General features: G+C 56.6%; 28 protein-coding genes. 6 read left to right on the plus strand and 22 right to left on the minus strand.

The genetic code is table 11. From position 1 onward, the window contains the following. Nucleotides 1–8 precede the first annotated feature (8 nt). The 4 genes from nrdE to J1C59_RS04670 form a co-directional block, all read right to left on the minus strand. On the minus strand, nucleotides 9–2,147 hold the full coding sequence (gene nrdE / locus J1C59_RS04655) for a class 1b ribonucleoside-diphosphate reductase subunit alpha (protein ID WP_128085593.1): 2,139 nt from the start codon (nucleotides 2,145–2,147) through the stop codon (nucleotides 9–11). Then, on the minus strand, nucleotides 2,117–2,530 hold the full coding sequence (gene nrdI / locus J1C59_RS04660) for a class Ib ribonucleoside-diphosphate reductase assembly flavoprotein NrdI (protein ID WP_111139917.1): 414 nt from the start codon (nucleotides 2,528–2,530) through the stop codon (nucleotides 2,117–2,119). The genes nrdE and nrdI overlap by 31 nt, the downstream gene beginning before the upstream one ends. 4 nt (nucleotides 2,531–2,534) lie before the next feature. Further along, nucleotides 2,535–2,777: a glutaredoxin-like protein NrdH gene (gene nrdH, locus J1C59_RS04665; protein WP_128085594.1), complete on the minus strand. Its 243-nt coding sequence runs from the start codon at nucleotides 2,775–2,777 to the stop codon at nucleotides 2,535–2,537. A 297-nt stretch (nucleotides 2,778–3,074) separates the two neighbouring features. Beyond that, the gene (locus J1C59_RS04670; protein WP_128085595.1) at nucleotides 3,075–3,392 is read right to left on the minus strand and encodes a DUF883 family protein; all 318 of its coding nucleotides are present in this window, start codon (nucleotides 3,390–3,392) and stop codon (nucleotides 3,075–3,077) included. 153 nt (nucleotides 3,393–3,545) lie between these two features. Here J1C59_RS04670 and J1C59_RS04675 point away from each other — a divergent pair, with 153 nt between their 5' ends. From J1C59_RS04675 to J1C59_RS04690, 4 genes are all read left to right on the plus strand, one after another. Then, nucleotides 3,546–3,881: a DUF2002 family protein gene (locus J1C59_RS04675; RefSeq protein ID WP_003850360.1), complete on the plus strand. Its 336-nt coding sequence runs from the start codon at nucleotides 3,546–3,548 to the stop codon at nucleotides 3,879–3,881. 136 nt (nucleotides 3,882–4,017) lie between these two features. After that, nucleotides 4,018–5,427, plus strand: a complete 1,410-nt coding sequence (gene mmuP, locus J1C59_RS04680) for an S-methylmethionine permease (protein ID WP_208721880.1) — start codon at nucleotides 4,018–4,020, stop codon at nucleotides 5,425–5,427. Further along, a complete protein-coding gene (mmuM, locus tag J1C59_RS04685) occupies nucleotides 5,417–6,352 on the plus strand; it encodes a homocysteine S-methyltransferase (RefSeq protein WP_140917309.1) in 936 nt (311 codons plus the stop codon). The genes mmuP and mmuM overlap by 11 nt, the downstream gene beginning before the upstream one ends. Before the next feature lie 85 nt (nucleotides 6,353–6,437). Beyond that, nucleotides 6,438–6,857: a hypothetical protein gene (locus tag J1C59_RS04690; RefSeq protein ID WP_128085597.1), complete on the plus strand. Its 420-nt coding sequence runs from the start codon at nucleotides 6,438–6,440 to the stop codon at nucleotides 6,855–6,857. On the opposite strand, the gene speG is transcribed toward J1C59_RS04690, so the two are convergent. The 7 genes from speG to J1C59_RS04725 all read right to left on the minus strand — a co-directional run bounded on the left by speG (nucleotide 6,858) and on the right by J1C59_RS04725 (nucleotide 13,138). After that, nucleotides 6,858–7,403 carry a spermidine N1-acetyltransferase gene (speG, locus tag J1C59_RS04695; RefSeq protein WP_003850356.1) on the minus strand — a complete coding sequence of 182 codons (546 nt, stop codon included), beginning with the start codon at nucleotides 7,401–7,403 and terminating at the stop codon, nucleotides 6,858–6,860. Between the two features lie 200 nt (nucleotides 7,404–7,603). Next, complete coding sequence (locus J1C59_RS04700) at nucleotides 7,604–8,281, minus strand: ABC transporter ATP-binding protein (RefSeq protein WP_128085598.1); 678 nt, start codon at nucleotides 8,279–8,281, stop codon at nucleotides 7,604–7,606. Beyond that, the gene (locus J1C59_RS04705; RefSeq protein WP_140917310.1) at nucleotides 8,274–9,104 is read right to left on the minus strand and encodes an ABC transporter ATP-binding protein; all 831 of its coding nucleotides are present in this window, start codon (nucleotides 9,102–9,104) and stop codon (nucleotides 8,274–8,276) included. The genes J1C59_RS04700 and J1C59_RS04705 overlap by 8 nt, the downstream gene beginning before the upstream one ends. Then, entirely contained in the window at nucleotides 9,094–9,951 is an 858-nt protein-coding gene (locus J1C59_RS04710; protein WP_111139926.1) for an ABC transporter permease, read from the minus strand. Before J1C59_RS04710 ends, J1C59_RS04705 begins: the two co-directional genes overlap by 11 nt. Further along, a complete protein-coding gene (locus tag J1C59_RS04715; RefSeq protein ID WP_111139927.1) occupies nucleotides 9,948–11,000 on the minus strand; it encodes an ABC transporter permease in 1,053 nt (350 codons plus the stop codon). Before J1C59_RS04715 ends, J1C59_RS04710 begins: the two co-directional genes overlap by 4 nt. After that, nucleotides 11,000–12,568, minus strand: a complete 1,569-nt coding sequence (locus J1C59_RS04720; protein WP_140917311.1) for an ABC transporter substrate-binding protein — start codon at nucleotides 12,566–12,568, stop codon at nucleotides 11,000–11,002. Before J1C59_RS04720 ends, J1C59_RS04715 begins: the two co-directional genes overlap by 1 nt. A 261-nt stretch (nucleotides 12,569–12,829) precedes the next feature. Next, nucleotides 12,830–13,138 carry a hypothetical protein gene (locus tag J1C59_RS04725; RefSeq protein WP_128085599.1) on the minus strand — a complete coding sequence of 103 codons (309 nt, stop codon included), beginning with the start codon at nucleotides 13,136–13,138 and terminating at the stop codon, nucleotides 12,830–12,832. A gap of 88 nt (nucleotides 13,139–13,226) precedes the next feature. On the opposite strand from J1C59_RS04725, the gene mgtA reads away from it, so the two are divergent. Together mgtA and J1C59_RS21860 are read left to right on the plus strand one after the other, a co-directional pair. After that, the gene (gene mgtA / locus J1C59_RS04730; protein ID WP_140917312.1) at nucleotides 13,227–15,929 is read left to right on the plus strand and encodes a magnesium-translocating P-type ATPase; all 2,703 of its coding nucleotides are present in this window, start codon (nucleotides 13,227–13,229) and stop codon (nucleotides 15,927–15,929) included. Between the two features lie 57 nt (nucleotides 15,930–15,986). Further along, on the plus strand, nucleotides 15,987–16,034 hold the full coding sequence (locus tag J1C59_RS21860; RefSeq protein ID WP_422615483.1) for a hypothetical protein: 48 nt from the start codon (nucleotides 15,987–15,989) through the stop codon (nucleotides 16,032–16,034). A gap of 49 nt (nucleotides 16,035–16,083) precedes the next feature. Here J1C59_RS21860 and J1C59_RS04735 read toward each other — a convergent pair whose 3' ends face one another. From J1C59_RS04735 to J1C59_RS04785, 11 genes are all read right to left on the minus strand, one after another. After that, on the minus strand, nucleotides 16,084–16,938 hold the full coding sequence (locus J1C59_RS04735; protein WP_128085600.1) for a PA4780 family RIO1-like protein kinase: 855 nt from the start codon (nucleotides 16,936–16,938) through the stop codon (nucleotides 16,084–16,086). 288 nt (nucleotides 16,939–17,226) lie between these two features. Beyond that, on the minus strand, nucleotides 17,227–17,715 hold the full coding sequence (locus J1C59_RS04740) for a cold-shock protein (RefSeq protein WP_128085601.1): 489 nt from the start codon (nucleotides 17,713–17,715) through the stop codon (nucleotides 17,227–17,229). Between the two features lie 228 nt (nucleotides 17,716–17,943). Next, nucleotides 17,944–18,189 (minus strand): YmjA family protein, encoded by a 246-nt coding sequence (locus J1C59_RS04745; protein ID WP_128085602.1) that lies wholly within the window; start codon nucleotides 18,187–18,189, stop codon nucleotides 17,944–17,946. Nucleotides 18,190–18,336: 147 nt separating this feature from the next. Further along, a complete protein-coding gene (locus tag J1C59_RS04750; RefSeq protein WP_128085603.1) occupies nucleotides 18,337–19,236 on the minus strand; it encodes a fimbrial protein in 900 nt (299 codons plus the stop codon). Nucleotides 19,237–19,293: 57 nt separating this feature from the next. Beyond that, a complete protein-coding gene (locus J1C59_RS04755; RefSeq protein ID WP_128085604.1) occupies nucleotides 19,294–19,782 on the minus strand; it encodes a fimbrial protein in 489 nt (162 codons plus the stop codon). 16 nt (nucleotides 19,783–19,798) lie between these two features. Further along, entirely contained in the window at nucleotides 19,799–20,311 is a 513-nt protein-coding gene (locus J1C59_RS04760; RefSeq protein ID WP_128085605.1) for a fimbrial protein, read from the minus strand. Beyond that, on the minus strand, nucleotides 20,302–22,806 hold the full coding sequence (locus tag J1C59_RS04765) for a fimbria/pilus outer membrane usher protein (protein WP_128085606.1): 2,505 nt from the start codon (nucleotides 22,804–22,806) through the stop codon (nucleotides 20,302–20,304). Before J1C59_RS04765 ends, J1C59_RS04760 begins: the two co-directional genes overlap by 10 nt. Nucleotides 22,807–22,819: 13 nt before the next feature. Continuing rightward, the gene (locus tag J1C59_RS04770; RefSeq protein WP_128085607.1) at nucleotides 22,820–23,500 is read right to left on the minus strand and encodes a fimbrial biogenesis chaperone; all 681 of its coding nucleotides are present in this window, start codon (nucleotides 23,498–23,500) and stop codon (nucleotides 22,820–22,822) included. 41 nt (nucleotides 23,501–23,541) lie between these two features. Further along, on the minus strand, nucleotides 23,542–24,096 hold the full coding sequence (locus tag J1C59_RS04775; RefSeq protein ID WP_128085608.1) for a fimbrial protein: 555 nt from the start codon (nucleotides 24,094–24,096) through the stop codon (nucleotides 23,542–23,544). A 457-nt stretch (nucleotides 24,097–24,553) separates the two neighbouring features. Then, nucleotides 24,554–25,024 (minus strand): hypothetical protein, encoded by a 471-nt coding sequence (locus J1C59_RS04780; RefSeq protein WP_128085609.1) that lies wholly within the window; start codon nucleotides 25,022–25,024, stop codon nucleotides 24,554–24,556. After that, nucleotides 25,017–26,054, minus strand: coding sequence for a winged helix-turn-helix domain-containing protein (locus J1C59_RS04785; RefSeq protein WP_140917313.1), 1,038 nt, complete (start codon nucleotides 26,052–26,054; stop codon nucleotides 25,017–25,019). The genes J1C59_RS04780 and J1C59_RS04785 overlap by 8 nt, the downstream gene beginning before the upstream one ends. Nucleotides 26,055–26,142 lie beyond the last annotated feature (88 nt).

Genomic DNA, 26,142 nt, shown 5'->3' on the forward strand with positions numbered 1-26,142 from the left:
CATATTTATTACAGGGAGCAGGAGACGCAGCCCTGAACCTCCGTACCCTGAAGCGCCATCTGACGCAGGCGAATGTAATAGAGCGTTTTGATCCCTTTCTTCCACGCGTAGATCTGCGCTTTGTTGATGTCGCGGGTCGTGACGTCATCGCGGAAAAACAGCGTCAGCGACAGGCCCTGATCGACGTGCTGCGTCGCCTCCGCGTAAGTATCAATAATCGCTTCCGGCCCAATCTGGTAGGCATCCTGATAGAGATGGAGATTGTCGTTGGTCATAAAGGGCGCGGGATAGTAGACGCGGCCGGTCTTGCCCTCCTTGCGGATCTCGATCGGCGAGACAATCGGATGGATGCTGGAGGTGGCATGGTTAATGTAGGAGATCGAGCCGGTGGGCGGGATCGCCTGCAGGTTCTGATTAAACAGCCCGTGCTGCATCACCGCCTCGCGCAGCCTCTGCCAGTCCGCCTGAGTGGGCAGCGATACGCCCGCGTCGGCAAACAGCTTCGCTACGCGTGGGGTACGTGGCAGCCATTCGCGCTGCAGATACTTATCGAAGTAGACGCCGCTGGCGTAGTCCGACGCCGCAAAACCGTCGAAGGTCTGCTGATGCTCCTGCGCCAGCTGGTTTGACGTCGAGAGCGCATGGTAGGTCATGCAGCAGAAGTAGAGATTGGTGAAATCCAGCGCTTCCGGTGAACCGTAGGCGATCCCCTCTCGCGCCAGATAGCCGTGCAGGTTCATCTGTCCCAGGCCGATGGCGTGCGAGCGGCGATTGCCTTCGGCGACCGACGGCACCGAGCCGATCTCGCTCATCATCGACACCGCCGTCAGCGCCCGCACCGCCACATCCACGGTGCGGGCCAGATCGCCGGAATCCATGGCGTGCGCAATATTCAGAGAGCCGAGATTGCAGGAGATATCTTTGCCGACCCGGCGATAGCTGAGATCCTCATGGTACTCGCTGGCGCTGTTCACCTGCAGGATCTCTGAGCAGAGGTTGCTCATATTGATGCGGCCGGCAATCGGGTTACTGCGGTTCACGCTGTCCTCAAACATGATATAGGGATAGCCCGACTCAAACTGAATCTCGGCCAGCGTCTGGAAGAGGTCGCGTGGCTGAATCCACGTTTTGCGGATGCGATCGTCGGCCACCATCGTCTCATACTGTTCGCTGATGCTGATATCGCCAAAGGCCTTGCCGGTGACCCGCGCCACGTCATAGGGCGAGAAGAGCGCCATCGGTTTGTTCTCTTTCGCCAGCCGGAAGGTGATGTCGGGGATCACCACACCCAGCGACAGCATCTTGATGCGGATCTTCTCGTCGGCGTTTTCGCGCTTAGTGTCCAGAAAGCGGAGGATATCGGGATGATGCGCGTTGAGCCACACCGCGCCAGCCCCCTGACGGGCGCCCAGCTGATTGGCATAGGAGAACGCATCCTCCAGCATTTTCATCACCGGAATCACACCCGACGACTGATTTTCGATGCGCTTGATCGGCGCACCGGACTCGCGCAGGTTCGACAGTAAAAAGGCGACGCCGCCGCCCCGTTTCGAGAGCTGAAGTGCCGAGTTCACGGCGCGGCCAATCGACTCCATATTGTCTTCGATGCGCAGCAGGAAGCAGGAGACCAGCTCACCGCGCTGCTGTTTACCGCAGTTGAGGAAGGTCGGCGTGGCGGGCTGGAAACGGCCGCTGAGGATCTCGGTCAGGATGGCGCGGGCCAGCGACGCATCGCCCCGGGCCAGCGTCAGCGCCACCATGCAGGCGCGCTGATCAAAGGTTTCCAGGTAGCGTTTGCCGTCAAAGGTTTTCAGGGTGTAGCTGGTGTAAAACTTCCAGGCCCCGAGAAACGTTTTAAATTCGAATTTCCAGTTCTCCGCGAACGTGTGCAGGGCGGTCAGGAAGTCAGGATCGTACTGATTAAGCACCGCCGCCTCGTAGTAGTTCTCCTGCACCAGATAGCGTAACCGTTCGGCGCAGCTGGCGAACGGCACGGTATTGGGCTGCACATGCTGCAGATAAAACTGACGTACCGCGTCGCGATCCCGGTCGAACTGGATACGGCCATCCGCGTCATAGAGATTGAGCATGGCGTTAAGGGCGTGATAGTCGGGCGTCACGGCGTTGAAAATCTCTGTTGTTGCCAAAATTGGGTTACTCCCGCTTTTACTTTCGCAATGTCGTCCGGGGTGCCCATCAGCTCAAAGCGATAGAGGCAGGGCACCTGACATTTGGTTGCAATGATGCTGCCCGCCAGGCCGTAACCGGCACCGAAGTTCCGGTTGCCCGCCGCGATGACGCCACGGATACCGCGTCGGTTTGCTTCATCATTCAGAAACTGAATCACCTGACCGGGTACCGCGCCGCGCCGGGTGCCGCCGCCGTAGCTGGGCACCACCAGGATATAGGGCTGGTCGATATGCAGCTGTTGCCCGGCATCGATCGGGATGCGGCGGGCGGGCAGGCCCAGGCGTGTAATAAACCGGTGGGTGTTTTCCGACTGGCTGGAAAAATAGACCAGCGGGAACATGCGCTTATCCCCCGACGGCCGGGAGCGGGCGCAGGGTGGCGATTTTGTCCGGGCGGAAGCCGCTCCAGTGGTCATTGCCGGTCATCACCACCGGCACCTGGCGATAACCTAGGGCTTTCAGGCTGTCGGCCGCCTCCGGCTGGCTGTCGAGGTTCACGAGCTGATAGGTCAGGCCCTGACGATCCAGGGCATTTTTCGTCGCCGTGCACTGGACACAGTGATCTTTAGTGTAAATAATAATGCGCATGATTCGTATTTACCTCTATGTGCGGTTTCGGTATCGCGTCAGGAAGCTCAGATGCAGAGAGTGAGCGTTATTCCGGCAGAGACCGGAGCCTGTGTAGATGAGATAAATACTAGATGTAGTGGTTGTGGCGGTCAAGCCTGCTATATATAGGGTTTTTCGATTTGCTTTTGCGCAAACGGCGCAAAGCCAGCAGACATGCGGATCAGGGGCCGGAAAATTTTTTTCTGCCGTGCCGTTGCGGAAAAAAAGCAAAAAAAAGCCCCGCACGGGGCAGGGCTCAGGGGATTTTTTTAGCGCTTAGCGGCGCGAAGCCAGCAGAATACCGATGACGATACCGACAGTAGCGCCGATACCCACACCGTGCCATGGCTTGTCGTGCACATAAGTGTCAACCTGCGCACCGGCGTCACGCGCGGCCTGAGAGACACGGTTGCTGCCGCCGTTGAGTTTAGAGCGGGTCTGCTTCAGCAGCGCCTCGGCCTGACTGCGAGCGGAGTCCACTTCATCTTTTGCGTCACTGCCGTAAGATTTCAGCAGGGCTTCCAGTGAATCAGCCAGCTCGTTAACGTCCTGATTGATATCAATGTCATCGTTTTTTACAGTGCGATTAAACATTTTTTAGCTCCCTTTGAATTAAAAACGTAATACTAGTGTAGACGACCCTGAGATAAACGAGGCGCGGGAGGGTTCTTTAGGGAAAATTCCGAATGCCCACTCTGTCATGCTGTTGTAAGGTTGCGAAGCTTTTGAAAGAGGAGAGGATCGAGCATGTATTTACGACCAGATGAGGTAGCGCGCGTACTGGAAAAAGCGGGTTTCGAAGTCGATGAGATTACCCCACGGGCCTATGGCTATCGCCGTGGAGAGAACTACGTCTATGTTAATCGCGAGGCGCGCATGGGGCGCATGGCCTTAGTGATCCATCCGACGCTGAAAGAGAAGAGCCAGCCATTTGCTGAACCCGCTTCAGAAATGAAGACCTGCGATCACTACACCCAATTCCCTCTCTACCTGGCGGGTGATTCACAGGAACATTATGGCATCCCGCACGGATTCAGTTCCCGCATGGCGCTGGAACGCTACATTCAGAGCGTTTTCGGTTAATGCTTCAGGCCCCGCCGCGACGGGGCGCTGACCCTTTTGTATTGCCTCTCTGTTTCCCCTGCCGTTGCAATTCCCGGCTGTGACGCGTATAAAATTGTCCACTATAGATGTTTAGACGTCCATACGGATAAAAATGATGAGCGAACAGCCCACTCCCTCGCAGGAAAAATTTAAACGCACCATGAAAGTGCGCCATCTGGTGATGTTATCGCTGGGTGGTGTCATCGGCACCGGCCTGTTTTTTAACACCGGCTATATCATCTCCACCACCGGCGCGGCGGGCACGCTGCTCGCCTATCTGATCGGCGCGCTGGTGGTCTGGCTGGTGATGGTCTGTCTGGGTGAACTCTCGGTGGCGATGCCGGAAACCGGCGCCTTCCATGTCTACGCCGCACGCTATCTCAGCCCGGCCACCGGCTACACTGTGGCCTGGCTCTACTGGCTAACGTGGACCGTGGCGCTCGGCTCCAGCCTGACGGCGGCCGGTTTCTGTATGCAGTACTGGTTCCCGCAGATCCCGGTCTGGACCTGGTGCCTGGTCTTCTGCTGCGCCATCTATCTGCTGAACGTCATCTCAACCCGCTTCTTCGCTGAAGGGGAGTTCTGGTTCTCGCTGATTAAAGTGGTGACCATCGTCGCGTTCATCCTGCTCGGCGGCGCGGCGATGTTCGGCTTCATCCCGATGAAAGATGGCACCCCCGCGCCGGGCCTGAGCAACCTTACCGCGCACGGCTGGCTGCCGCACGGCGTCCTGCCGATTCTGATGACGATGGTGGCCGTGAACTTCGCCTTCTCCGGTACCGAGCTGATCGGCATCGCGGCCGGGGAAACGCAGCAGCCGGAGAAAGTGCTGCCGCTGGCGATCCGCACGACCGTCGTCCGGCTGATTATCTTTTTCATCGGCACCGTATTTGTGCTGGCGGCGCTGATCCCGATGGACCAGGCGGGCATTGTAAAAAGCCCGTTTGTGCTGGTGTTTGAAAAGATCGGCATCCCCTATGCGGCCGATATCATTAACTTTGTGATCCTGACCGCTATCCTCTCGGCGGCCAACTCCGGCCTCTACGCTTCCGGGCGGATGCTCTGGTCGCTGGCCAATGAAAATACGCTGCCGCGCGCCTTCGCCCGGGTTAACAAACGCGGCGTGCCGCTGCTGGCGATTACGGTCAGCATGGCGGGCGGCCTGCTGGCGCTGATCTCCAGCGTGGTGGCACCGGATACCGTGTTTGTCGCGCTGTCGGCCATCTCAGGCTTTGCGGTGGTGGCGGTCTGGCTCAGCATCTGCGCCTCCCATTACGTCTTCCGTCGCCGTCATCTTCAGCAGGGCAAATCGCTGGCTGAGCTGACCTATCGTGCGCCGTTCTATCCGCTGGTGCCGGTGCTGGGCTTTCTGCTCTGCCTGCTGGCCTGTGTGGGACTGGCGTTCGACCCGACCCAGCGCATCGCGCTGTGGTGCGGCATCCCGTTTGTTCTGTTCTGCTATGCCGCTTACCATCTGACCCACAAAGCATCCACCCGGCCTGAGGAGGCTAACGATGTCGCATAACCCTGTCGCGCAGGCTTTAACGGAGTCACCGCTGCTGATTCTGGATGGCGCCCTGGCCACCGAACTGGAAGCCCGCGGCTGTCATCTGGCCGATGCGCTCTGGTCAGCCAAAGTGCTGATGGAAAATCCTGAACTGATCTATCAGGTTCACTACGACTATTTTGTTGCCGGTGCACGCTGCGCCATCACCGCCAGCTATCAGGCGACCCCGCAGGGGTTTGCTGCTCGCGGTCTGGATGAGGCGCAGTCGCTGGCGCTGATTGCACAGAGCGTGGCGCTGGCCCGTCGCGCCCGTCAGGACTATCTGGCGGTGCGGCCCGACGCGAAAACGCTGCTGGTGGCGGGCTCGGTCGGCCCCTACGGCGCGTTCCTGGCGGATGGTTCAGAGTATCGCGGCGACTATGCGCTGCCGGAAGCGCAGATGATCGCGTTCCACCGTCCGCGTGTGCAGGCGCTGCTGGCGGCCGGTGCCGATCTGCTGGCCTGCGAAACCCTGCCCTCCTTTGCCGAAGCGCAGGCGCTGGTGAAGCTGCTGGCGGAGTTTCCGCAGGGCCAGGCCTGGTTCTCGTTCACGCTGCGCGATGCCGGACACATCAGCGACGGCACGCCGCTGACCGAAGTGGTGAGCTGGCTGAATCAGCAGCCGCAGGTTGTGGCGCTGGGTATCAACTGCGTGGCGCTGGAGAGCGTTACGCCCGCGCTGCAGCAGCTGCAGAAACTCACCGACAAGCCGCTGGTGGTCTATCCCAACTCCGGCGAACAGTATGATGCGGGCAGTAAAACCTGGCACTCTGCGCCGTCGGGCTGCACGCTGCATGACAAGCTGGATGAGTGGCAACAGGCGGGCGCCAGGCTGATCGGCGGCTGCTGCCGCACTTCACCCAACGACATCGCGTCTATCGCCCGCGCTTGTCAACCGCAATAAGCTGGCTGAATCGGGCGATGATAGCCCGATTGAGTTGAAAAGGGCGGTCTACACTCTGATCATTGATCACTCTGTGGACCCCTTCATGAAACAGCGAATTCTGGCTCTGGCCGCCGCGCTGCTGCTCAGCGGCTGTGCCACCATCGTCGGCAATGAAACCCAGCTGGTGCGCATCGACTCTCTACCGCAGGGCGCGCGCTTTACGGTGCAGGATGAGCGTGGCTATGCGGTCGCGCAGGGTTTCACGCCGCAGACCGTGGAGCTGGCGAAATCGACCGGCCGCTACTTCGGCAAAAAGCACTACCTGCTGATGCTGGAAAGTCCGGGCTATGTGCCGGTAACGGTGCCGATCGAAGCACGCGCCAACCTCTGGTATCTGCTGGGGAATATTCCGCTGGGCGGCTTCCCCGGCTGGCTGCTGGTCGACCCCTTCTACGGCGGCATGTATGACCTCAAGCCGGACCACCCGCGTCCCTATATGAATCCGGTCGGCGCGCGCGGCTGATTACTGCGCGGTGGGCTTCACCATTCCGCCTGGCGTTTTATGGCGTTCCAGATACTGATGCTGGAAAATGCACATGCGGATGGTGTTGCGGTACTCCCCGTTGATAAAGAACTCATGCTTCAGCACGCCTTCAATCTCGAAGCCGAGCTTGGTGTAGATGTGGATCGCTTTCTCGTTCTCCTGATCGACAATCAGGTAGAGCTTATAGAGATTGAGCACCGAGAAACCGTAATCCATCGCCAGCTTCGCCGCCTGCGTAGCCAGTCCTTTGCCCTGATGTGCCGGGTCGATAATGATCTGAAACTCGGCGCGGCGATGCACATGGTTAATCTCGACCAGCTCCACTAATCCCGCCTTCTGCCCGCTATGCTCCACCACAAAGCGACGTTCGGTCTGATCGTGAATATGCTTGTTGTAGAGGTCGGAAAGCTCCACAAACGCCTCATAAGGCTCCTCAAACCAGTAACGCATCACGCTGGCGTTGTTATCGAGCTGGTGGACAAAGTGCAGATCTTCCCGCTCCAGCGGACGCAGTTTTACCGTCATGACCTTTTCCTCTTCTGAACACAGTGCCGCGAGTATACCCGATTAGCCTGCCGCTGCGTTTTACCCGCGCGCGCAGGCGGTGTCATTTCGGCATCCGATCGGAAAGGGCCGCGTGAAAAACAGCGAGAGGCTGGTACAGGTAAGGGGAAACGCGGGGCGAGACCCGGCCGGACAGCCACGGCGGGCCGCCCGGCCGGGTGTCAGGCTGAGATCTGTTCGATGATGCGGCCCTGCGCCATGCGCACGGCGCGGTCGCACATGTGGTCGATCACATCGGGATCGTGGCTGACCAGCACCATCGTCAGGCCATCCTGGCGTTTCAGATCGTTGAGCAGGTTTAAGATCTCCGCCTGTACCGACATATCCAGCGCCGACGTCGGCTCGTCGAGCAGCAGGATCTTCGGCTGCAGCAGCAGGGCGCGCACGATGGCGACACGCTGACGCTGACCGCCGGAGAGCTGATGCGGATAGCGGTCGGCCAGCGCGGGATCGAGGCCGACGTGGCGGAAGCCCTGGTCGATGCGGTCATTGATGTTGTCGCGTTTCAGCAGCTTCAGCGGCTCAGCCAGGGTGCGGCGCAGCCGGTGACGCGGATGCAGCGAGGCATAGGGATCCTGAAACACCATCTGCACTTCCTGCCGCAGCGCGCCGGTGAAGGCGTTGCCGGGCGTCACCGGATGACCGGCCAGCTGCATCTGGCCCTGCCAGTGCGGATTGAGACCGGCCAGCACCCAGAGCAGCGAAGATTTGCCGCAGCCCGACGGCCCGACCAGGCCAAAGCACTCGCCCGCGTTCACCTCCAGGTTAACCTCATGCACCACGGTGCGCAGATCGTAGCCCTGCTTATGGGCGACGCTGAGATCGGTCAGCTTAATCATATTTTGCCTCCAGCGCCGCGCGGTCCAGCACCGGCAGTGGCTGACCGTGCGTCGCTTTGCCCGGCCGGCAGGCCCAGAGTGTGCGGGTGTAGGGATGGGTGGCGCGCGGCAGATCGGCGGCGGGCAGCGTATCCAGCAGGCGGCCCTTGTACATCACCATAACCCGCTCGCAATGCTCCGAAACCTGCTGCAGATCGTGGCTGATCAGCAGCAGTCCCATGTTGCGCGCTTCCACCAGCCCGCGGATCAGCGCCAGCACCTGATCGCGCATCGCATGATCCAGCGCAGAGGTCGGTTCATCGGCGATCAGAAAGTCCGGATCGGTGATCAGGGCGATCGCCAGCATGACGCGCTGGCCCATCCCGCCTGAGAGCTGATGCGGATACTGCTGCATCAGGCGACGCGGATCGGGCAGGCCGACCGCATCCAGCATGTCGCACACTTTCTCTTTGCGCTCGGCGCGGCTCAGACGGCGATGCAGGATCAGCGGCTCTTCGACCTGCCAGCCAATGGTGCGCGTCGGATTAAGCGCATACTTCGGGTCCTGCATCACCATCGCCACGCGATTACCGCGCAGCTGGCTCCAGCGACGCTCGCTCAGCGTCAGCGCATTCTCACCGGCGACCTGAAGCTGGCTGGCCTGCAGATGCAGCGCGGGCGACAGCAGCCCCATCAGGCTGCGGGCGGTGAGTGACTTGCCGGAACCGGACTCGCCGACCAGCGCGACGCGCTCACGACCCACGGAAAAACTGATGTGATCGACCAGCAGCGTATCATCGCTGCGGATGGTCAGCCCCTCAGCATGGAGAAGATTATTTTGCATGACGGGTATCCAGTCGGTCGCGCAGGCCATCGCCTGTCAGGTTAAAGGCCAGGCTGGCAAACAGAATCGCTGCGCCCGGTGCGGCAGCTACCCACCACTGGTCGAAGATCACTTTACTGCCCTCGGCCACCATTGAGCCCCATTCGGCGGTGGGCGGCTGAACGCCCATCCCCAGGAAACCGAGCCCGGCCGCGGCCAGGATAATCCCGCCCAGGCTGAGCGCCGCCCGCACCACGGCCGTTGGCAGGCAGAGCGGCAGAATATGACCGAACATCAGGCGGAAGCCGGTAATGCCCTGCATCCGGGCGGCAGCCAGATAGTCGCTGCGGCGCAGCGCCAGGGTTTCAGCGCGCGCCTGACGGGCAAAAGGCGGCCAGCTGGTCAGCGCCAGCGCCAGCGCGCCGTTCATCAGGCCAGGCCCCAGGATCGCCACCAGCGCCAGCGCGATCACAAGGTTCGGCAGCGACAGGAAGATATCCGTGATGCGCATCAGCAGGCGTTCCGTCCAGCCGCCGACGTAACCGGCGGTGATGCCGATCAGCAGGCCGGCCGGAATGGTCAGCAGCAGAATCAGCGACACCAGCAGCAGCGTCGGCCGCGTGCCATAAATCACGCGCGACAGCAGATCGCGGCCAAAGCCGTCGGTGCCAAACCAGTGCTGTGCCGACGGCGCCAGCAGGCGGCTCGACATGGTCTGCACATTTGGATCAAAGGGCGCAATCAGCGGAGCCAGCAGCGCCATCAGGATAAGGATCGCGACCAGCGTCAGCCCAACGGTTAACGAGGTCACGCGTTGACGGCGGCGACGTGGTCGCACCGTTTCGAGTTCAGAGAGTTGTTGCGTCATCGGGTTCTCGGATCGGTTAACCAGGTTAAGACATCCGCCAGGGTGTTAATCAGGATAAAGCAGGTGCCGATTAACAGGGTTGAGCCCAGAATCGCCGGCACATCGCCGGAGAACAGCGCATTGGTCATGTAGCGGCCGACACCCGGCCAGGCGAAGACGGTTTCGGTCAGCACGGAGCCTTCCAGCAGGGTGGCGTAGGAGAGGGCGATCACTGTCACCAGCGTGCCGAGCACGTTGGGGAAGATGTGGCGCAGCAGAATACGCACCCGACCCGCGCCTTTGGCACGCGCCAGTACCACATACTCTTTGCTGCTCTCTTCCAGCAGCGCCGCACGTAGCAGACGGGTAATGCCCGCCATCGCCAGCAGGCCCAGGATGACCACCGGCAGCCAGAGATGGGCTATCGCATTGCGGAACATCTCCGGTTCGCCCGACAGCCAGCTGTCGATCAGCACAAACCCGGTCTTCGGCTCCAGGGTGTAGACCCAGATATCATCCAGCCGCCCCGGCCCGGCGGACCAGTGCAGCACGGCATAAAAGAGCAGCAGGCCCAGCAGACCGAGCCAGAACACCGGCACCGAGTAGCCCAGCAGCGAGATAAAGCGGGCGAGGTTATCGATCCAGCTGCCCGGTTTCCAGGCGGCCAGCAGCGCCAGCGTGACGCCAAAGACCACGGCGAAGATCATCGCGCAGGTCGCCAGCTCGATGGTGGCGGGGAAGGTGGTCATCAGGTCGCCGCTCACCGACTGGTTGGTGAGGCGGGAGACGCCCAGATCGCCGTGCGCTAAATGTTCGATGTAGCGCCAGAACTGCATCAGCACCGGCTGGTCGAGACCGAGGTCATGACGCACCTGCGCATAGGTCGCTTCACTGGCGTGATCGCCGGCAATCTGCTGCACCGGGTCGATTGGCGAGAGATGCGACAGCATAAAGGTAAAGGCGAGCAGGCCGAGCAGCGTGACCAGCAGCGACAGCACGCTACCGATCAGACGCCCGCCACGCTGCCAAAAAAGCCGGGCGAACCCGGCTGAAGGAACAGACTGTGCCATTACTTAGTGACCTGCGAGTAATACACCATGTCCGGGTTGATGCCCTGAACATAGCCTTTCAGGTTGTCGCGCAGCGCGATCAGGTTCTTCGCCTGCATCCCAATCACATACGGAGAGTTCTTCATCACCTCACGCTGCATCGCTTCATACAGGGCGATACGCTTCTTCGGATCGCTTTCGGCCGTGGCGGCAATGACCTGCTTGTTCAGCGCCGGGATATGCCAGTCTGAGCGGTAAGCGATGGTTTTGCTGCCATCTTCCGGGTTGTAAGCAAAGGAGGCGGCGTTGGTGTTCGGGTCGAAGTAGTCGGAACCCCAGGCGTTCAGCGTTGCTTCATACTTATGCGCTTTGACGTTGGTCGACACTTCAGAACTCAGGCCCGGCACCACTTCTACCTTCACGCCGCCTTTGGCGAAGCTGCCCTGCAGCGCCTGCGCGATATCCAGATAAGGCGGCTGGTTGCTGGTAGAGAGTTTAAAGCTGACGTTGTTCAGGCCCGCTTTCTTCAGGATCGCTTTGGCTTTTTCCGGATCGTAGCTGTAAGGCGTGTCGTTGATCGCGCCCAGGAAACCTTTCGGCAGGAAGCTCTGATGCACGTCGAACTGGCCTTTCAGCAGCTCGTTGGCGATGCCTTTGTAATCCCACAGGTAGCGCGCCGCTTCCCAGAAGGCCGGGTTCTTCAGCGTGTCGTTTCCGCCGGTGTTGAACTGAATGTAGTAGAGCGACGCCATCGGAATGGCTTCGGTCTTCACGCCAGGCTTGCCGTTCAGCGCTGCGATCTGGTCGGCACCCAGGTTACGGGCGATATCGGCATCCCCCTGCTCCAGCAGCAGACGACGCGCCGCAGGCTCCGGAACGTTCTTGATCAGGATGTTCTTCATCTTCGGTGCGCCCGCCGGTGAAGAGGGGTTGGCGCTGAGCAGCACGGCCTGATGCAGGACGACCTTGCGGATCTGATACGGGCCGCTGCCGGCAGAGTGCGTGGCCAGCCAGGCGTTACCCAGGTCACCGTTCTTCTGGTTGGCCGTCACGGTTTTTTCATCGACGATCGAGGAGACCGGCGCAGAGAGCAGGCTCAGCACGTAGGTCGGGCTGACGTCGGCGGTCCAGCTGATCTGCACATGATTGTCGTCAACCTTCTTCAGGAAGCCGTCAACGTTATCTTTGGTCCAGCCGAGCTGCGTCAGGATGAAAGAGGGGTCGAGGTTCAGCTTCACCACGCGACCCAGCGAGAAGATCACATCTTCCGGCCGCAGCGGGTTGCCGGTGGAGAACTTAGCGTCTTTGCGCAGCTCAAAGGTCAGGCTGCGATTGTCGCTGCCTGGCTGCCAGGAGGTCGCCAGCGTCGGTTTCAGATCCACCGGATTCTGCGGGTCAGACTGAACCAGACGCTGATAGATGTTCGTGAAAGCCTGTACGCTGGTAAGTTCAAACCCTTTGGCCGGGTCGAAGCTGTCGGCATCGTCAGTTGACTGGGCAATAACCAGCGTATCTTTGGGTGTTGCGGCCTGGGCTGTGAAAGCGGCAGCCAGCGTCAGCGCCAGCAGGGATGGAATTATAGTTTTCATGAAATTTCCTTGCCTTTAAAAAGTTACGCGAGTTTACGAAAGGGTTGATATGAAGAATAGTCGAATATGGGCTAATCATATGACTAAAAGTTATAAGAGTGAGGTTGTGGTTATAAGAAGATCGCCATTTTGTTAGCGAAGCGGCAGACGGAGCAGAAACAAATCCTCAACGAGGCGTTTATTTATTCCTGAATGGCTTTACCCGCACTTCGCTCTCTTTATAATAGCGGCAAATCATTTCCGGAGAATTCAGTTGGACAGTCACCCTGGTTTAATCATTATTCTGGCAAGCTGATTCTTCTCTGCTGCTTGCCAACCGGCGAGCAGCGATCCCCGCTTTAATTCACGATCGCGCTCATTATTTTTCATCCTGTTAGTGACAGGAGTGCGCGTTATGCTGCTGTTTATTCTGGCACTTTTTCCTCCGCCTCGATCGGCGTAGCCCCGGCTACGCCCGAACGCTGACTTCAGATCTTTATTACGCTGTGTAAAAACAGCGTCATGTTCACCTGCGCGCGTCATTATTTCCGCTGCGGGCGAAAGCACATGTTTATTTTTAAAGGTCGCCACAATAAATAACCCGGCTCCGCCAGGTTTATGCCATGCACTTTATTTTTCGTGCAGGACAACACGTGCTTTAAATCAGGGAGATGTCGAAATGAGCGACATGAAACTGGAACAGGTTGCGGCCACTGCATCCGGCAACCGTAACGATAAAAAAAGTAAAAAAATGTACGCTGTGGCGCAGCATGCCGGTCAGCACGTCGGGATGACGCTGGCCGATCTCCGCAGCCATCGTCAGGGACTGACCCATGATGAGGCCGCGAAACGCCTGGCCACCTATGGCCGCAATGAAGTGGCGCATGAGAAAGCGCCACCCGCGCTGGTTCAGCTGCTGATGGCGTTTAACAACCCCTTCATCTATGTATTGCTGGTCCTGGCGCTGGTGAGTCTGTTTACCGACTATATCCTGCCGCTGCGCGCGGGCGAGGAGACCGATCTCTCCGGCGTGATCATCATCTGTACCATGGTGATCCTGAGCGGGCTGCTGCGCTTCTGGCAGGAGTTCCGCACCAACCGGGCGGCGCAGGCTCTGCAGTCACTGGTGCGCAGCCAGGTGACCGTGCTGCGGCGTGAGCCGGGCAGCGAGACGGGCCAGCGGCAGGATGTGGATATGAGCGAACTGGTGCCGGGCGATGTGATTCTGCTCAGCACCGGCGATCAGGTGCCCGCCGATGTCCGCCTGCTGAGTGCCCGCAATCTGTTTATCAGTGAAGCCGTGCTGACCGGTGAGTCGCTGCCGGTGGAAAAACAAAGCAGCGAGGCGGGAGTCAAAGCGGAGGGCCAGACCGCTCAGGAGCGCCTCTCATCGGCGAATATCTGCCTGATGGGCACCAGCGTCGCCAGCGGGACCGCCAGCGCCGTAGTGGTCGCTACCGGCGGCGACACCTGGTTTGGCTCGCTCGCCTCATCGCTGGTGGGAAGCCGTCCGCAGACCGCCTTCGATCGCGGGGTCAACAGCGTCAGCAAACTGCTGATCCGCTTTATGCTGGTCATGGTTCCGGTCGTGCTGCTGATCAACGGCTTCACCAAAGGTGACTGGATGGATGCGACGCTGTTTGCGCTGGCCGTCGCGGTCGGCCTGACGCCGGAAATGCTGCCGATGATCGTCAGCGCCAACCTCGCCAAAGGGGCGATTGCGATGTCGCGCCGCAAAGTGATCGTGAAAAAGCTCAACGCCATCCAGAACCTGGGCGCGATGGATGTGCTCTGCACCGATAAAACCGGCACGCTGACCCAGGACACCATCCTGCTGGCGCATCATCTGGACGTGCAGGGCCGGGACGATCAGCAGGTGCTGCTGCTGGCCTGGCTTAACAGCGGCAGTCAGAGCGGCGCGAAAAATCTCATGGACCGTGCGGTGCTCTGCGCGGGTGACAACGTGATTTCACCGGCTCAGCGCAGCCAGTTTCAGCTGATCGATGAGCTGCCGTTCGATTTTACCCGTCGCCGGGTGTCGGTGCTGGTGGAGGATCTGACGCAGCATCGTTCACAGCTGATCTGCAAAGGGGCCGTGGAAGAGATGCTGGCGGTCAGCGTCGCCGTGCGGCAGGGCGATACCGTGGTGGCACTGGATGCGGCCCAGCGCGCCGCGCTGATGGCGCAGACCGAGCGCTATCACCAGCAGGGCTATCGCGTACTGCTGGTCGCCACCCGTGACGGCGCGCTGCATGCGCCGCTCAGCGACAGTGATGAGCGCGACCTGGTTATCCAGGGGATGCTGACCTTCCGCGATCCGCCCAAAGCCAGCGCAGGCAAGGCGATCAAAGCGCTGCGCGACAGCGGCGTGGCGGTGAAAGTGCTGACCGGTGACAATCCACTGGTCACCCAGCGGGTCTGTGCCGATGTCGGGCTGACCGATCCGGCGATGCTGACCGGCGACCAGATCGAGGCGATGAGCGATGAGGTGCTGGCGCAGGAGGCTGAACGCTGCACGCTGTTTGCAAAACTGACGCCGCAGCAGAAATCCCGGCTGGTGCGTCTGCTGCAGCAGAACGGTCATACCGTGGGTTTCCTGGGCGATGGCATCAACGACGCGCCTGCGCTGCGGGCCGCCGACACCGGTATTTCCGTGGACAGCGCGGCGGATGTGGCGAAAGCCTCTTCGGATATCATCCTGCTGGAGAAGGATTTACAGGTGCTGAATGAGGGTGTACTCAAAGGACGCGAGACCTTTGGCAACATCATCAAGTATCTCAACATGACCGCCAGCTCGAACTTCGGTAACGTTTTCTCGCTGCTGGTGGCCAGCGCCTTTATTCCGTTTCTGCCGATGCTGTCGATTCACCTGCTGATTCAGAACCTGATGTATGACGTCTCCCAGCTGGCGCTGCCGTGGGACAAGGTGGACCGCGAGTTCCTGAACAAGCCGCGCAAATGGGATGCCGGTAATATCAAACGCTTTATGCTGTGGATGGGCCCGACGTCGTCAATCTTTGACGTCACGACCTTTGCGCTGATGTGGTTCATCTTCGGTGCGAATCATGCGGGCGTGCAGTCGCTGTTCCAGTCCGGCTGGTTTATCGAGGGGCTGCTGTCGCAGACGCTGGTGGTGCACATGCTGCGTACCCGGAAGATTCCGTTTATTCAGAGTCGCGCCACTTTACCGGTCATGCTGACCACGCTGGCGGTAATGGTGCTGGGCATCCTGATCCCGTTCTCACCGCTGGGTGCGATGGTCGGACTGGTGCCGCTGCCATGGCAATATTTCCCGTGGCTGGTGCTGACGCTGTTCAGCTACTGCCTGGTGGCGCAGGGCATGAAACGGTTCTATATCCGTCGTTTCGGTCAGTGGTTCTAGGATCACGGGGAGGCAAAGATGAAAAGAAACCGGCTCGACAGCGTTTTTGTCTGCGTGATGGTTATCGGCTTAACGCTGATCGCGCTGACGGTGGTGGTACGGTAATCCCCGCGTAAACAAAAAGGCAGCGAAGTGATTCGCTGCCTTTTCTTCTCTAATCGCTGTCACGCTCGCGGCTGGCGCGCTGGCGCTCGTAATAGTCATCCTCTGCGGTAATGATCTCATCCAGCAGCGAATCCATATCGACCGCGCGCTCCACTTCCACGAACTGTCCGGTCAGCGGCGTTTCAGGCGTCAGCTTGCCATCTTCATAGAGCTGCCAGATCTCTCTGGCGTAGCGCGTTTTCAGCAGCTGCGGGGCGAACTGGCCGTAGTATGCGGTAATGTTATTTACATCTCGTCTGAACATCGACTCGGCATGGTTGTTGGCCGCCGCATCGACCGCCTGCGGCAGATCGATAATCACCGGTCCCTGGTCATCCAGCAGAACGTTGAATTCAGACAGGTCGCCATGCACGATGCCCGCACAGAGCATGCGAACGATGTTACGGATCATGGTATGGAAATCGGTAATCGCCTGCGCTTCGGAGAGGGTGACATCGCTGAGGCGCGGCGCAACCGCGCCATTGTCGTCGGTGACCAGCTCCATCAGCAGCACGCCGTCGATGCAGAGATAGGGCTGAGGCACGCGCACCCCAGCGCTTGCCAGGCGGAACAGCGCGTCAACTTCAGCGGTCTGCCAGGACTCTTCCTGCTGCTTACGGCCAAATTTCGAGCCTTTCTGCATGGCGCGGGCGTTGCGGCTGTTACGGGTTTTACGGCCTTCCTGATACTGCACGGCCTGCTTAAAGCTGCGCTGAGTCGCTTCTTTATAGACTTTGGCGCACTGCACCTTGTCGCCGCACAGTACGGTGTAAACGTCTGCTTCCTTGCCGCTTTTCAGCCGCTGCAGCACATCGTCAATCAGGCCGTCATCGACCAGAGGCTGGATTCTGTTTGGGATTTTCATGCAGCGTTAACCCTTATTTCACCCGCTTTTCGTATCAATCTGCGATGATGGAAGCCGTGGCAATCACGGAACAAAGTATCTGATTCTACCCTGGAAAATGGCTTTATGGGGATGATCCTTGATGAGATACGCTTCTGAGCGTGGTTCTGGCCTGACCCGCCGCGCAGTGCGGCGAACCGGACGAGACGCTGCCAGCGGACTGCGCCAGCGCAATCGGCGTGCGGGAGCGTCACAGGCGAGTGCTGACTGACCGGGTGCGTGCGGGCAGGATCCCGGCCAGCCTGACGATTACTTCAGGGTTTTGAGCAGCTTAACGGTGCTCTCAACGTCGATCTCATCTTCGGAAAAGCTCAGGGTGGTGCCCTGGAAAGTGGTGACCGCCAGTTTCTTCAGGGAGCGCATCTCATCCGCCTTAGCGTCAGATTTTGGCCGGATATTGTTCAGCAGCAGACCCACCGACAGCACCGCGTTCTCTTTATCGATGCCGGTATCCGCCGGGACCTCTTCGCTGTAGACCAGCCAGGATTTAATCGAGGTGATCTTAAGGCGTTCACCGGCGATATAGATGTATTTGCTTTCCGGAGCCACTTTCACCGCATAGGCCGACAGACCTTTGTTGTTAGTGGTCGGCTCAAACGTCACCGCCGCATCTTTCTTAATCAGATCAGGATTGGCGACCTTGATCACATGAAAATAGCGGTTGTCGCCGTTTTCATCTTTGATAAAGCCGAATCCTTTATCTTTAAACCAGGTTGTGATTGTTCCGTTCATCGCCATTTTTTGCCTGCTTAATCTACTCAGTTTTTTACAGCGCGCAGTGTAAAGCACAATGCCTGCGCAGACTATATCAGTCTGGATGATAATTTTCGGCGGCGCCAGAGGGCAAGAGGCAGAGAGAAGGGCGGCGGGAAAGCAGGCCGTGCGCCACGCACAAGGCGTGGCTGCCTGACACGGACAGGGGGATGCGCTGACGCAGGTTTCAGGCTGCGTCAGGCCGGAATGGCGTTACTCATTACCCCAGCGGTTCAGGAACTCGGCGATATCATCAATACGCTGCTCATCGATGCCAGCCTCACGCGCCATCTCCTGCTGTGACGCTTCACTAATCTCTTCGTTGTTCATTAAACGGGTGATCAGCAGCTGAAAGTAGTAAGCCAGCGGCGTGCGCTCTGCTTCGCTCACCGGCTTAGCGGACTCCGTCGCATACTCATCTGCAACATCGTAGTATTTGAGAGAAATTTCATTATTCATAAAGGGGTCCGCAGCGTTGAGGTTAGGTTCAGGCCGCGCCAGCATCTGTGGCCCGGCTTACCAGGGGATTATTTCGTGTTTAGGCCGGGGCTGTAAAGGGGAAGCGGCGGCCTTCCTGAATACGTCAGGTAAAACGCGCATGCTGCCCTATTTATAGTCAAAGGTCAGCGTATAGTCGGCGCTGAAACTGCCTGTCGGTGCCGGAGAGGATGCCAGCTGCGGAGAGAATTTCAGCTGGTAAGTGTTAATCCCCTGTTGAAAAACCTGCGTGCTGGTCTGATTTAAAACGACCGGAGAACCATTCCGGGACACCTGCATGTTCAGACCGGCGAGTGACGTTTTTGACAGGCCCTGTGTCGCGTTCACAATTGGCTTACCGGCGTTAAGCTGCACATCGACATTGGTCCGTGCCGGACAGGTTACCGCGATCGCCAGCTCACGGTACGGATTGTCAGACAGACGGTTATCCAGATCGCCGAAGTTAACCGCTAAATTTTTATCAGCGACGGTACAGGGCCTGGCTGCAATGGTATAGGTGTAATAAAAACTGGTGATCTGTTCTGAATATCCGACCAGAACTCTGGGAGTTTGATATAAATTTATTTTTCCTACAAAAGTTCCGATTCCAGCAAGATTGATTAATATACGGTATCGCATGGAAAAAGAGAGCCTTGAATTAGCGCCCAGAGGAAAGTTGCAGGCGAAATTGGTAGGCCCGATGCACAGGTTTGTTGCTTTATTAACCTGGTAGGTTGGAACCTGGGTGTTATTATAAACCATAGGGATCAGGATGCCAGCTTTCAAACCATTGACGGATTCGCTTTTATATGAAAGTGAGGCGCCATATAAAAAACTCCTGTTTACATTGCAGGTAAATTGATTAAGAGGTCCATCGATATAAGCATTATAATCAGTGGTGACCCCTTGCTGAACAACCCCTAAATCCACCATCATAAGAGACGGTGTACATACCATATCTGCGGCTTTACAGGTAAAGGCAGAAATCAGGAGAATCAAGATAAACCCTGTCTTTAAAATAATGGACATAACGCTCTCCTGGAAAAATAGTAAAAATATAAAATTGCTGATCTTACACAGCAAATATTAGCGGTACTCAATGCTCAGCAGGGCTGATGCAGAATAACTCCCGGCGGCTGCGCGGTTTTCATCGATAATGACCGGTCTGGTCTTTATGACAAACAGCGCCTCATTCAGCAGTGTGTGATTAATTATCTCACCAGGTTTAGCGAGTCCGGTCAGGACGCCTGCCTGACTCAGGCCATAGCCCATCTCCAGGCCGATGCCACTCAGATCCGTTTTCACCACGCCTGTCGGATCCGTCTGGTCGGTTCGCAACGTAAAACTGACCGCAGTCAGCTTGTAGCAGCGTATTTTTATCGTTGCAGAGGTGGGTTTACTCTCCCCTTTGTAGAGCTGAGCAAGGCTCACCTCGGGAAGCGTAACGAGGCTGTCCGCGGGGAGTTCGGCCGTACAGGCCGGAGCCAGCAGATTCCCACTGACATTCACATCCAGCCCCAGGGCGCCGCGACAGAGCGCAATATACATCACTCCCGCCATCATCCATCGTTTCATCAATACCGCCAGCCTGTCAGTCGTAATCAAGTTCAACGGTGAAACTGGCGCTGAAACTACTGACGCCCAGATCGGCCAGTTTAACCAGCCTGGCCGTCATTGAGAGATCGGCCTGACCAGAGAGCCCGCTGAGTATTCTGTTGCCGGTCAGGCTGACCCGTTGTTGTTGTCCACCGGTCAGCGCCTGAGTCCCGCTCCACCAGAGCTCTATACCCAGGTTCCTGTAGCTGGTGACCGCCGTTGTCGTTGAACCACTGGCCAGTGAGGTTCCGCTGCCTGGCCGGACTGTTACCGTGACGGCTGAACCCGGCGGGCATTGTAATATCAGCGGAATATTTCCTGAGACGGTGTCATATTTGTCATAAGTGACCTCTCCCATATTGACACTGATTGATTTACTGGCAGTGTAAGTACAGGGTGGTTTTTTCAGCGAGCCGGTCACGCTGATATTCACCGTGTCTTTGGCATAAAGCGCATGAAAAGCGGTGAGAACATAAATAACGACTATCCGGGACAGAATTAATGACATACGGTATTCACCTTTATAACGCCTGATTTAGCGGATTGATGATTGCGGGTGGCGATTTCTCCGGCGCACCAACGCTCACTGTTAACTTTAATTTCAAAGCGCGCGTTGTCCGGCACGCCGGTTAAATAGGCGCTGCCATTATCGGACACCAGCGCGTCTGGCGTTATCTGCGCCTTTTCGGCGTCGATAAATACTTCTGCAGCGAAAGGTGCCGTCTCCCCCTGGCCATTTACGGCGTGTAATATAATTTTGTTGCCTTTCCTGCCGGAGAAATCAATGACGCTGAATGCCCCGCGTGTTGGCGTCACTTCGCCGACAAGTTTCTCAATTTCAACATTGTCATCCAGCGTATTGGTCCTGACCGACACCCGGTTCCGGGTATAGGGCGACGCATTGGTTAACATCGCATAGCCACTTTTATTGGTCCGGCTTTTTGACTGAAAATCAAAACCGACATTTTCGATGTTATTTGTCCGGGCAATAATGTTCGTATCGCCCAGCGGAGGTGATGCGATCAGCGAACCCTTATACAGCGTTAACCCGCCTTCGCCGCCGATATCCAGCTGATTGCGCAGATCGCTGTGTGACAGGTTGGTTCGCAGATTGCCTTTCGCACCGCTGTACTGCGCGGAAACGCCATAAGCCTGGGTCTTTCCCACGTCACCACGCATTGAGGATGCGTTAGCGCTGTAACTTAAACCCGGCAGGCTGTCCGAGGTATCCGATATCGTCACGCTATTGTTCAGGTTATTCGCGCTGTAACCTGACGTGGTGAAGAGACGCGGAGAGTGGCTGGTTGCACTCAACGGCATGCTGAAGGAGAGGGCAAACGCCGAGGTCTGCTTCTCCTGCAGATGACTGAATGTCCCGGAAAGCGTAATGCTTGCCCGACCGACATTAAAACTGTACCCGGTCTGTAGCGTCTGGCGTGCCGGCTGTGACTGCCAGAAATCATCTTTGTTGTAGTTCAGATAGACGCTGCTGTTGTCGGTTAACCGCTGTGAAACCGTGGCAGAGACGCTGTTTTTCAGGCCGGATGTCGACAGGATGGCGTCACTGCTTTGCGAAACGGCGCGGGAATCGTCAAAGGCTTCACTGAATCGTCTGAACCCGCGGGTGTTATACCGATAGCCCGCCAGCGTCAGGTTAGTACCGGTGCCGCTGAAATCTTTTGCATAGCGCAGGCGAAGCGCATTGCCGCGCTGCGGCGCATCCGCTGCGCCTGCAGGTTTAAACAGCGACAGCGTCGAGTCTGCGGACAGTGCTCCATATCCCGCCAGATTGCGTGAAAAGCCCAGGTTATAGGCCTGATAGTTGCTGTTCAGTAAGGTGCCGCCAAACAGGGTGGTGCTGCCGTTTAAGCCGTAGCGCGCCGTGCCCGCCACAAAGTAAGGTTCGGGCGTGTGATTCCCCGGATAGAGCGTGCGATATTCACCGGCGTTAACTTCATAAAAGAACTGGCCGCCGCGCACCATCACCGGCAGGGCGGACGCGGACTGGCGGTAAAACTGCTTCTCTCCGGCTTCATTTTCAATCGTGACCAGCAGGTCATCCCCGCCGCTGACCGAGGGGATATTGCCGATATTAAACGGGCCGGATGGCACCCAGCGCTCGAAGATCTTAAATCCGTTCTGCGAAACCGACACTTTCGAGCGGCCATTCGCCGTTCCGCGCAGGGTGGGCGCGAATCCCTGCGATTCGACGGGCAGCATGCTGATATCAGACGCCAGCTGCACGCCGCGATAGTTAATGCCCTCCAGGATCTCGCCATTTGAATAGACATCTCCCAGACTCAGGTTGGCATCAAGCTGCGGCAGCGGACGCTGCACATAATTCTGCGGTGAGGTGATCTCTCGCCCGTTCTCGCCATCATCCTGAATATAGGTGACGTTCCTGAATCGCCAGGCACCGTAGTTGAAGCCATTATTGAGTGAGGTAAAAGATGTCTTCTTACTCTTAACGGCGCTGTCTGCCGACCAGATTTGGGAATGGCTGAGGCTGTAGCCTGAAAAAAGAACGGTTTCGCCATTATCCCAGCCCGCCTTGATCCGCGTTCTGTCTGCATCGTCCAGAAACGCCTGCGGAAGAGTGATCAGGAGTTTCTGCCGGGCGAAGTCATAGACAAAGTCAGCCCCCTCTAACGCCTCTGTGAAGGCGACACAGTTCCCCGAATGCTGCAGGCGAGACCACGCATCCTCTTTCAGTCCGGCATTTTTAAAAAAATCACTGTCAAGGCAGGGCGTAATTTTATCGCGCTTTTTATCGTAGCTGAAATTAACCGACTGCTTCGCATACAGACTCTCGTTGATATAGATCTCAACCCAGTATTCACCGGCAGGTTGCGTGCGGGAGATATTGTCAACCTGCTTTTTAAGGGCATCCATATCCGCCGGGCTGCCGTTCAGCTCCAGGAATGAGGTGTTGAAACTGACGTCAGCAAACGAGAGTGTTGTATTAAACAGCAATAAAAAGGCCAGACAGAAGATTTTATTCATGGCGGTAATATTTCTATTCTTTCTTTATTTTTGTCTTAACGACACCACCGTAATCATTGATATATTCAATCCCGATGTCGCTGATGTTTTTCTTCTGAATGTTCAGGGTCATCTTGCCTTTTGCCGGTAAACTGCTCTGTGACACCGCAGTCTGAACACCATTAACGTCCACTTTCGTTATCGCGATATTGAACGGCGTAGGGTTAATCAGGGTGAGGTTGTCAGCCGACTGCCGCCATGTGACTTTTCCCGCCTCATCTTCCAGCTTCATATTTTTCATCAATGCCGGGCGGTAAAACAGTTTGATGCTGGTTTTAATCGCAATCTGCAGCGTGTTCGCGGATTTATCTTTATCGGGGGCTGGCGGAATCGCTTTGACGTTAATTTTAAACAGGCTCTCTCTGTCATTCGGTAACGCAGAAGAGGTGTCCACAACCCGCAGCAGATTCTCTTCGCCCGGCCCCATCTTAAATAGCGGTGGCGTTAATAAAAACTGGTCGGTCGTTTTATCACTTTTCGCCGGGTCGCTTATCCAGGACTGCACCAGAAACGGTGTTTCGCTGGCGCTGTTGCGGACGAACAGGGTCACATCTTTACTGCCTTCATTAAAAATGACGCGCGTCACGCCCAGGCTGATGCTGGCCTGACAGCCCCAGGTGAGGGTGGCAAAAAATAAGCCAATTAAAAAACGCATTACACATCTCCGAATCCAGGGGCTGGGCAGCCCCTGTGGGTTTAGTTATATTCGACGTTAACAGCCGCTTCGGCATAGACATCGCCCGGCACGATGCCTGGAATAGCGTCACCGTCATCAACAGCGGTGTCGGCAATAGTTCTGACCAGTCCCGCCTGGAAATTAAAGGAGTTTTCACCATTACGGAGCGTATCCGTAAATGCATTACTGGTAAGCTGGACTTTATTTGAATCAGCAAGCACGACAGCAACGCCTCTCGCGCGTGAGGCACCCGTTAAACCAATATAATTTCCATCTGGCTGAGCAGCCTGGAAAGAAATTTTAACGTTGTTTTTAGTCGTTTTACGACAGTCCGTAAGTGAAATGGTAAAGGGTTTCCAGCTTTTAGCGTTAACGTCGCCGACATTTGCGCCGAAATCTGCCGAACGCACTTCCGGCATATCCACTTCAAGGCGGCCATTGGTACCGACATTTACCAGACAGGCGGCATCATTAACCTTGCCTTTAAAGACGATGGTATTATCGTCGGCACAGGCGGTATGGACGACCGTTGAAAGAAGTAATGCTGACAGACTCATGCTGAACTTTTTATTCATTTTTTATTCCTTTCAATTTTATTAATTACGCCTGTGAACTGGCGTGTAAGCAGGTTGATTTGCATGCCATAGCGTGACAGCGCATCGATTACCGGCCTGTATCTGTCAGGCAGATTAGTGATGCGGTTCAGGGATGTTCATGCAGACTCAGCAGCCGGCATAATAAGAATCGCCAGGGGCGGGTTCAGGCTGCTAAGTTGCGATGAAATTTAAACAAAAAGCGGATGGGTGTCATATTAATTAAAATTTAGTTGTTTTTAATTTTAATTAAATGCAGCGTTTCTTTTAAACCGCCAGGCGAGCAGGAAAATCCTTAAGTGGACTAAGTGCCTGCTTTGTAAGCGATTATGGTTTAGTTAAGAGAAGTAAAAAGTGCATCGGGATGACATCTTATTGCGCAGTGGGATGAATGAACGGCGCATTTCATCCCACTTACGCTGGATTAATGGCGGCAGCGTCAGTGCCGCTGAGTACAGACATAATAGGGAACGAACTCACCGGAGAGCATTACTGAATTAATATTCAACCGGGAAATGAACAGTTCGACCTTACTTTTTGGCTCACGATAAAATGCCGGAAACCACGCGCTGGCCATTTCGGGTGTGAGTTTATCGTCAATAGAGGCGAGGATCTCATCCGAGACCCAGGTATACCGCGAGCCAACATGATGACTGGTAAAGACCACCGTCCGGTTTACATTTTCCCGGGTGCCATCTTCGCGAGTTACAAACCCGTTCATTGAGAGTGTTCCGCTATTTCCATCAATATTCAGTTTCGTCGAAAGACGCAGAATACCCGACTCTCTGTGAAAGTTTACGTTGCCGGAGCAGGAGAAGCCGGACGTAATGCCATATCTATACCAGATCGTAAAAGCCGTCAGTGCGACAGCCAGCCCCACGGTTGAGAGAAAAAAAATCCTTTTAATCATGATAATATCCCGTGTCTTTGTAAATAAAATAGTTTGAATAGCAGATGTCGTCCGAGAACAGGGCGATCTTTTCGCGGCAGTTTATCGCGGAGACCTTATTGCTGTAGGGATAATTGGTCAGATAAAGCACCCTGGGCTCTTTACAGAAACGACTGAGGTAATCCACCATTTTAAGATTTTTGAAATCGTAAGCACGGTTATTCTGATAAACCTCACAGGCCCCCAGTTTTCCCGTATTAACATAATTCCCGGGGGAAACCGCAGGGTAGAGGATGAGTGAGCAGGCGATAATCAGCAGGATGCTGAGCAGCAAAATATAACGCGGCCACGCAATGGTGACGGCACGCTTTTTTACCGCTGGCCCGCATAAAGTGTCTGATGTTCTGACAGAGGCCGAATAATTAATCGCAACCCCCTCGGGATGAATCAGGCCCGGACTGCTGAATGTCTCACTGCTGCTTTTCATCTCTGACTTAGCCTTGACTGATTCTGTCTCACCGGCCTGCCGCGGAGCAGGGCGGGTTTCCGGCGGGTTCGCCTGTCCGGCCATTGCGCGTGGCGCGTCGCTGTTTTGCTCCTCAGCCCTTTCACTCTCTGCCGGGAAGAGAAAGCCCTCCGCGTCATCGCTGTCCTGATCCTGCTCCTCCGCCTGCATCGTTTCTTCTTCTTCAGGCGTGTCCATATTGATATAGGTTAGCGCAACAGAAACCTGCAGATTGAAGATAAAGCCCCGCCGGTGAATGGTTTCGATAATCCCATTGTCGAAATCCCCCGCCTGATTCAGCATTTTTCGTAAATAGAAAATGGTGTTATGCAGCACATTCAGCGAAGCTGTCATGCCAAAGCGTTCCCAGCCGAATTTATACAGGTCATCGTGGGTGACCAGTTTTCCATGATTTTCAAGCAATAATAGCAGGCAAAAGGCCGCTGATGCCCTTAATTTGACTTTAGTATCATTGTCCAGCCTGACCAGACATTTTTCAGAAAGGATAAATTTGACGTTATCGCCAATAATGTAAATGCGTTTCATTTTTATTAAAGCCCTGGCAGGTGATTGAAACAACGCTCTGTGAAAGGCGTTTTAATTATTTTTATCGCTGTTACTGTGCGTCTAAGAA

Origin of the sequence: Pantoea deleyi (assembly GCF_022647325.1) — a bacterium.
In the GTDB taxonomy this organism is placed as follows: domain Bacteria; phylum Pseudomonadota; class Gammaproteobacteria; order Enterobacterales; family Enterobacteriaceae; genus Pantoea; species Pantoea deleyi.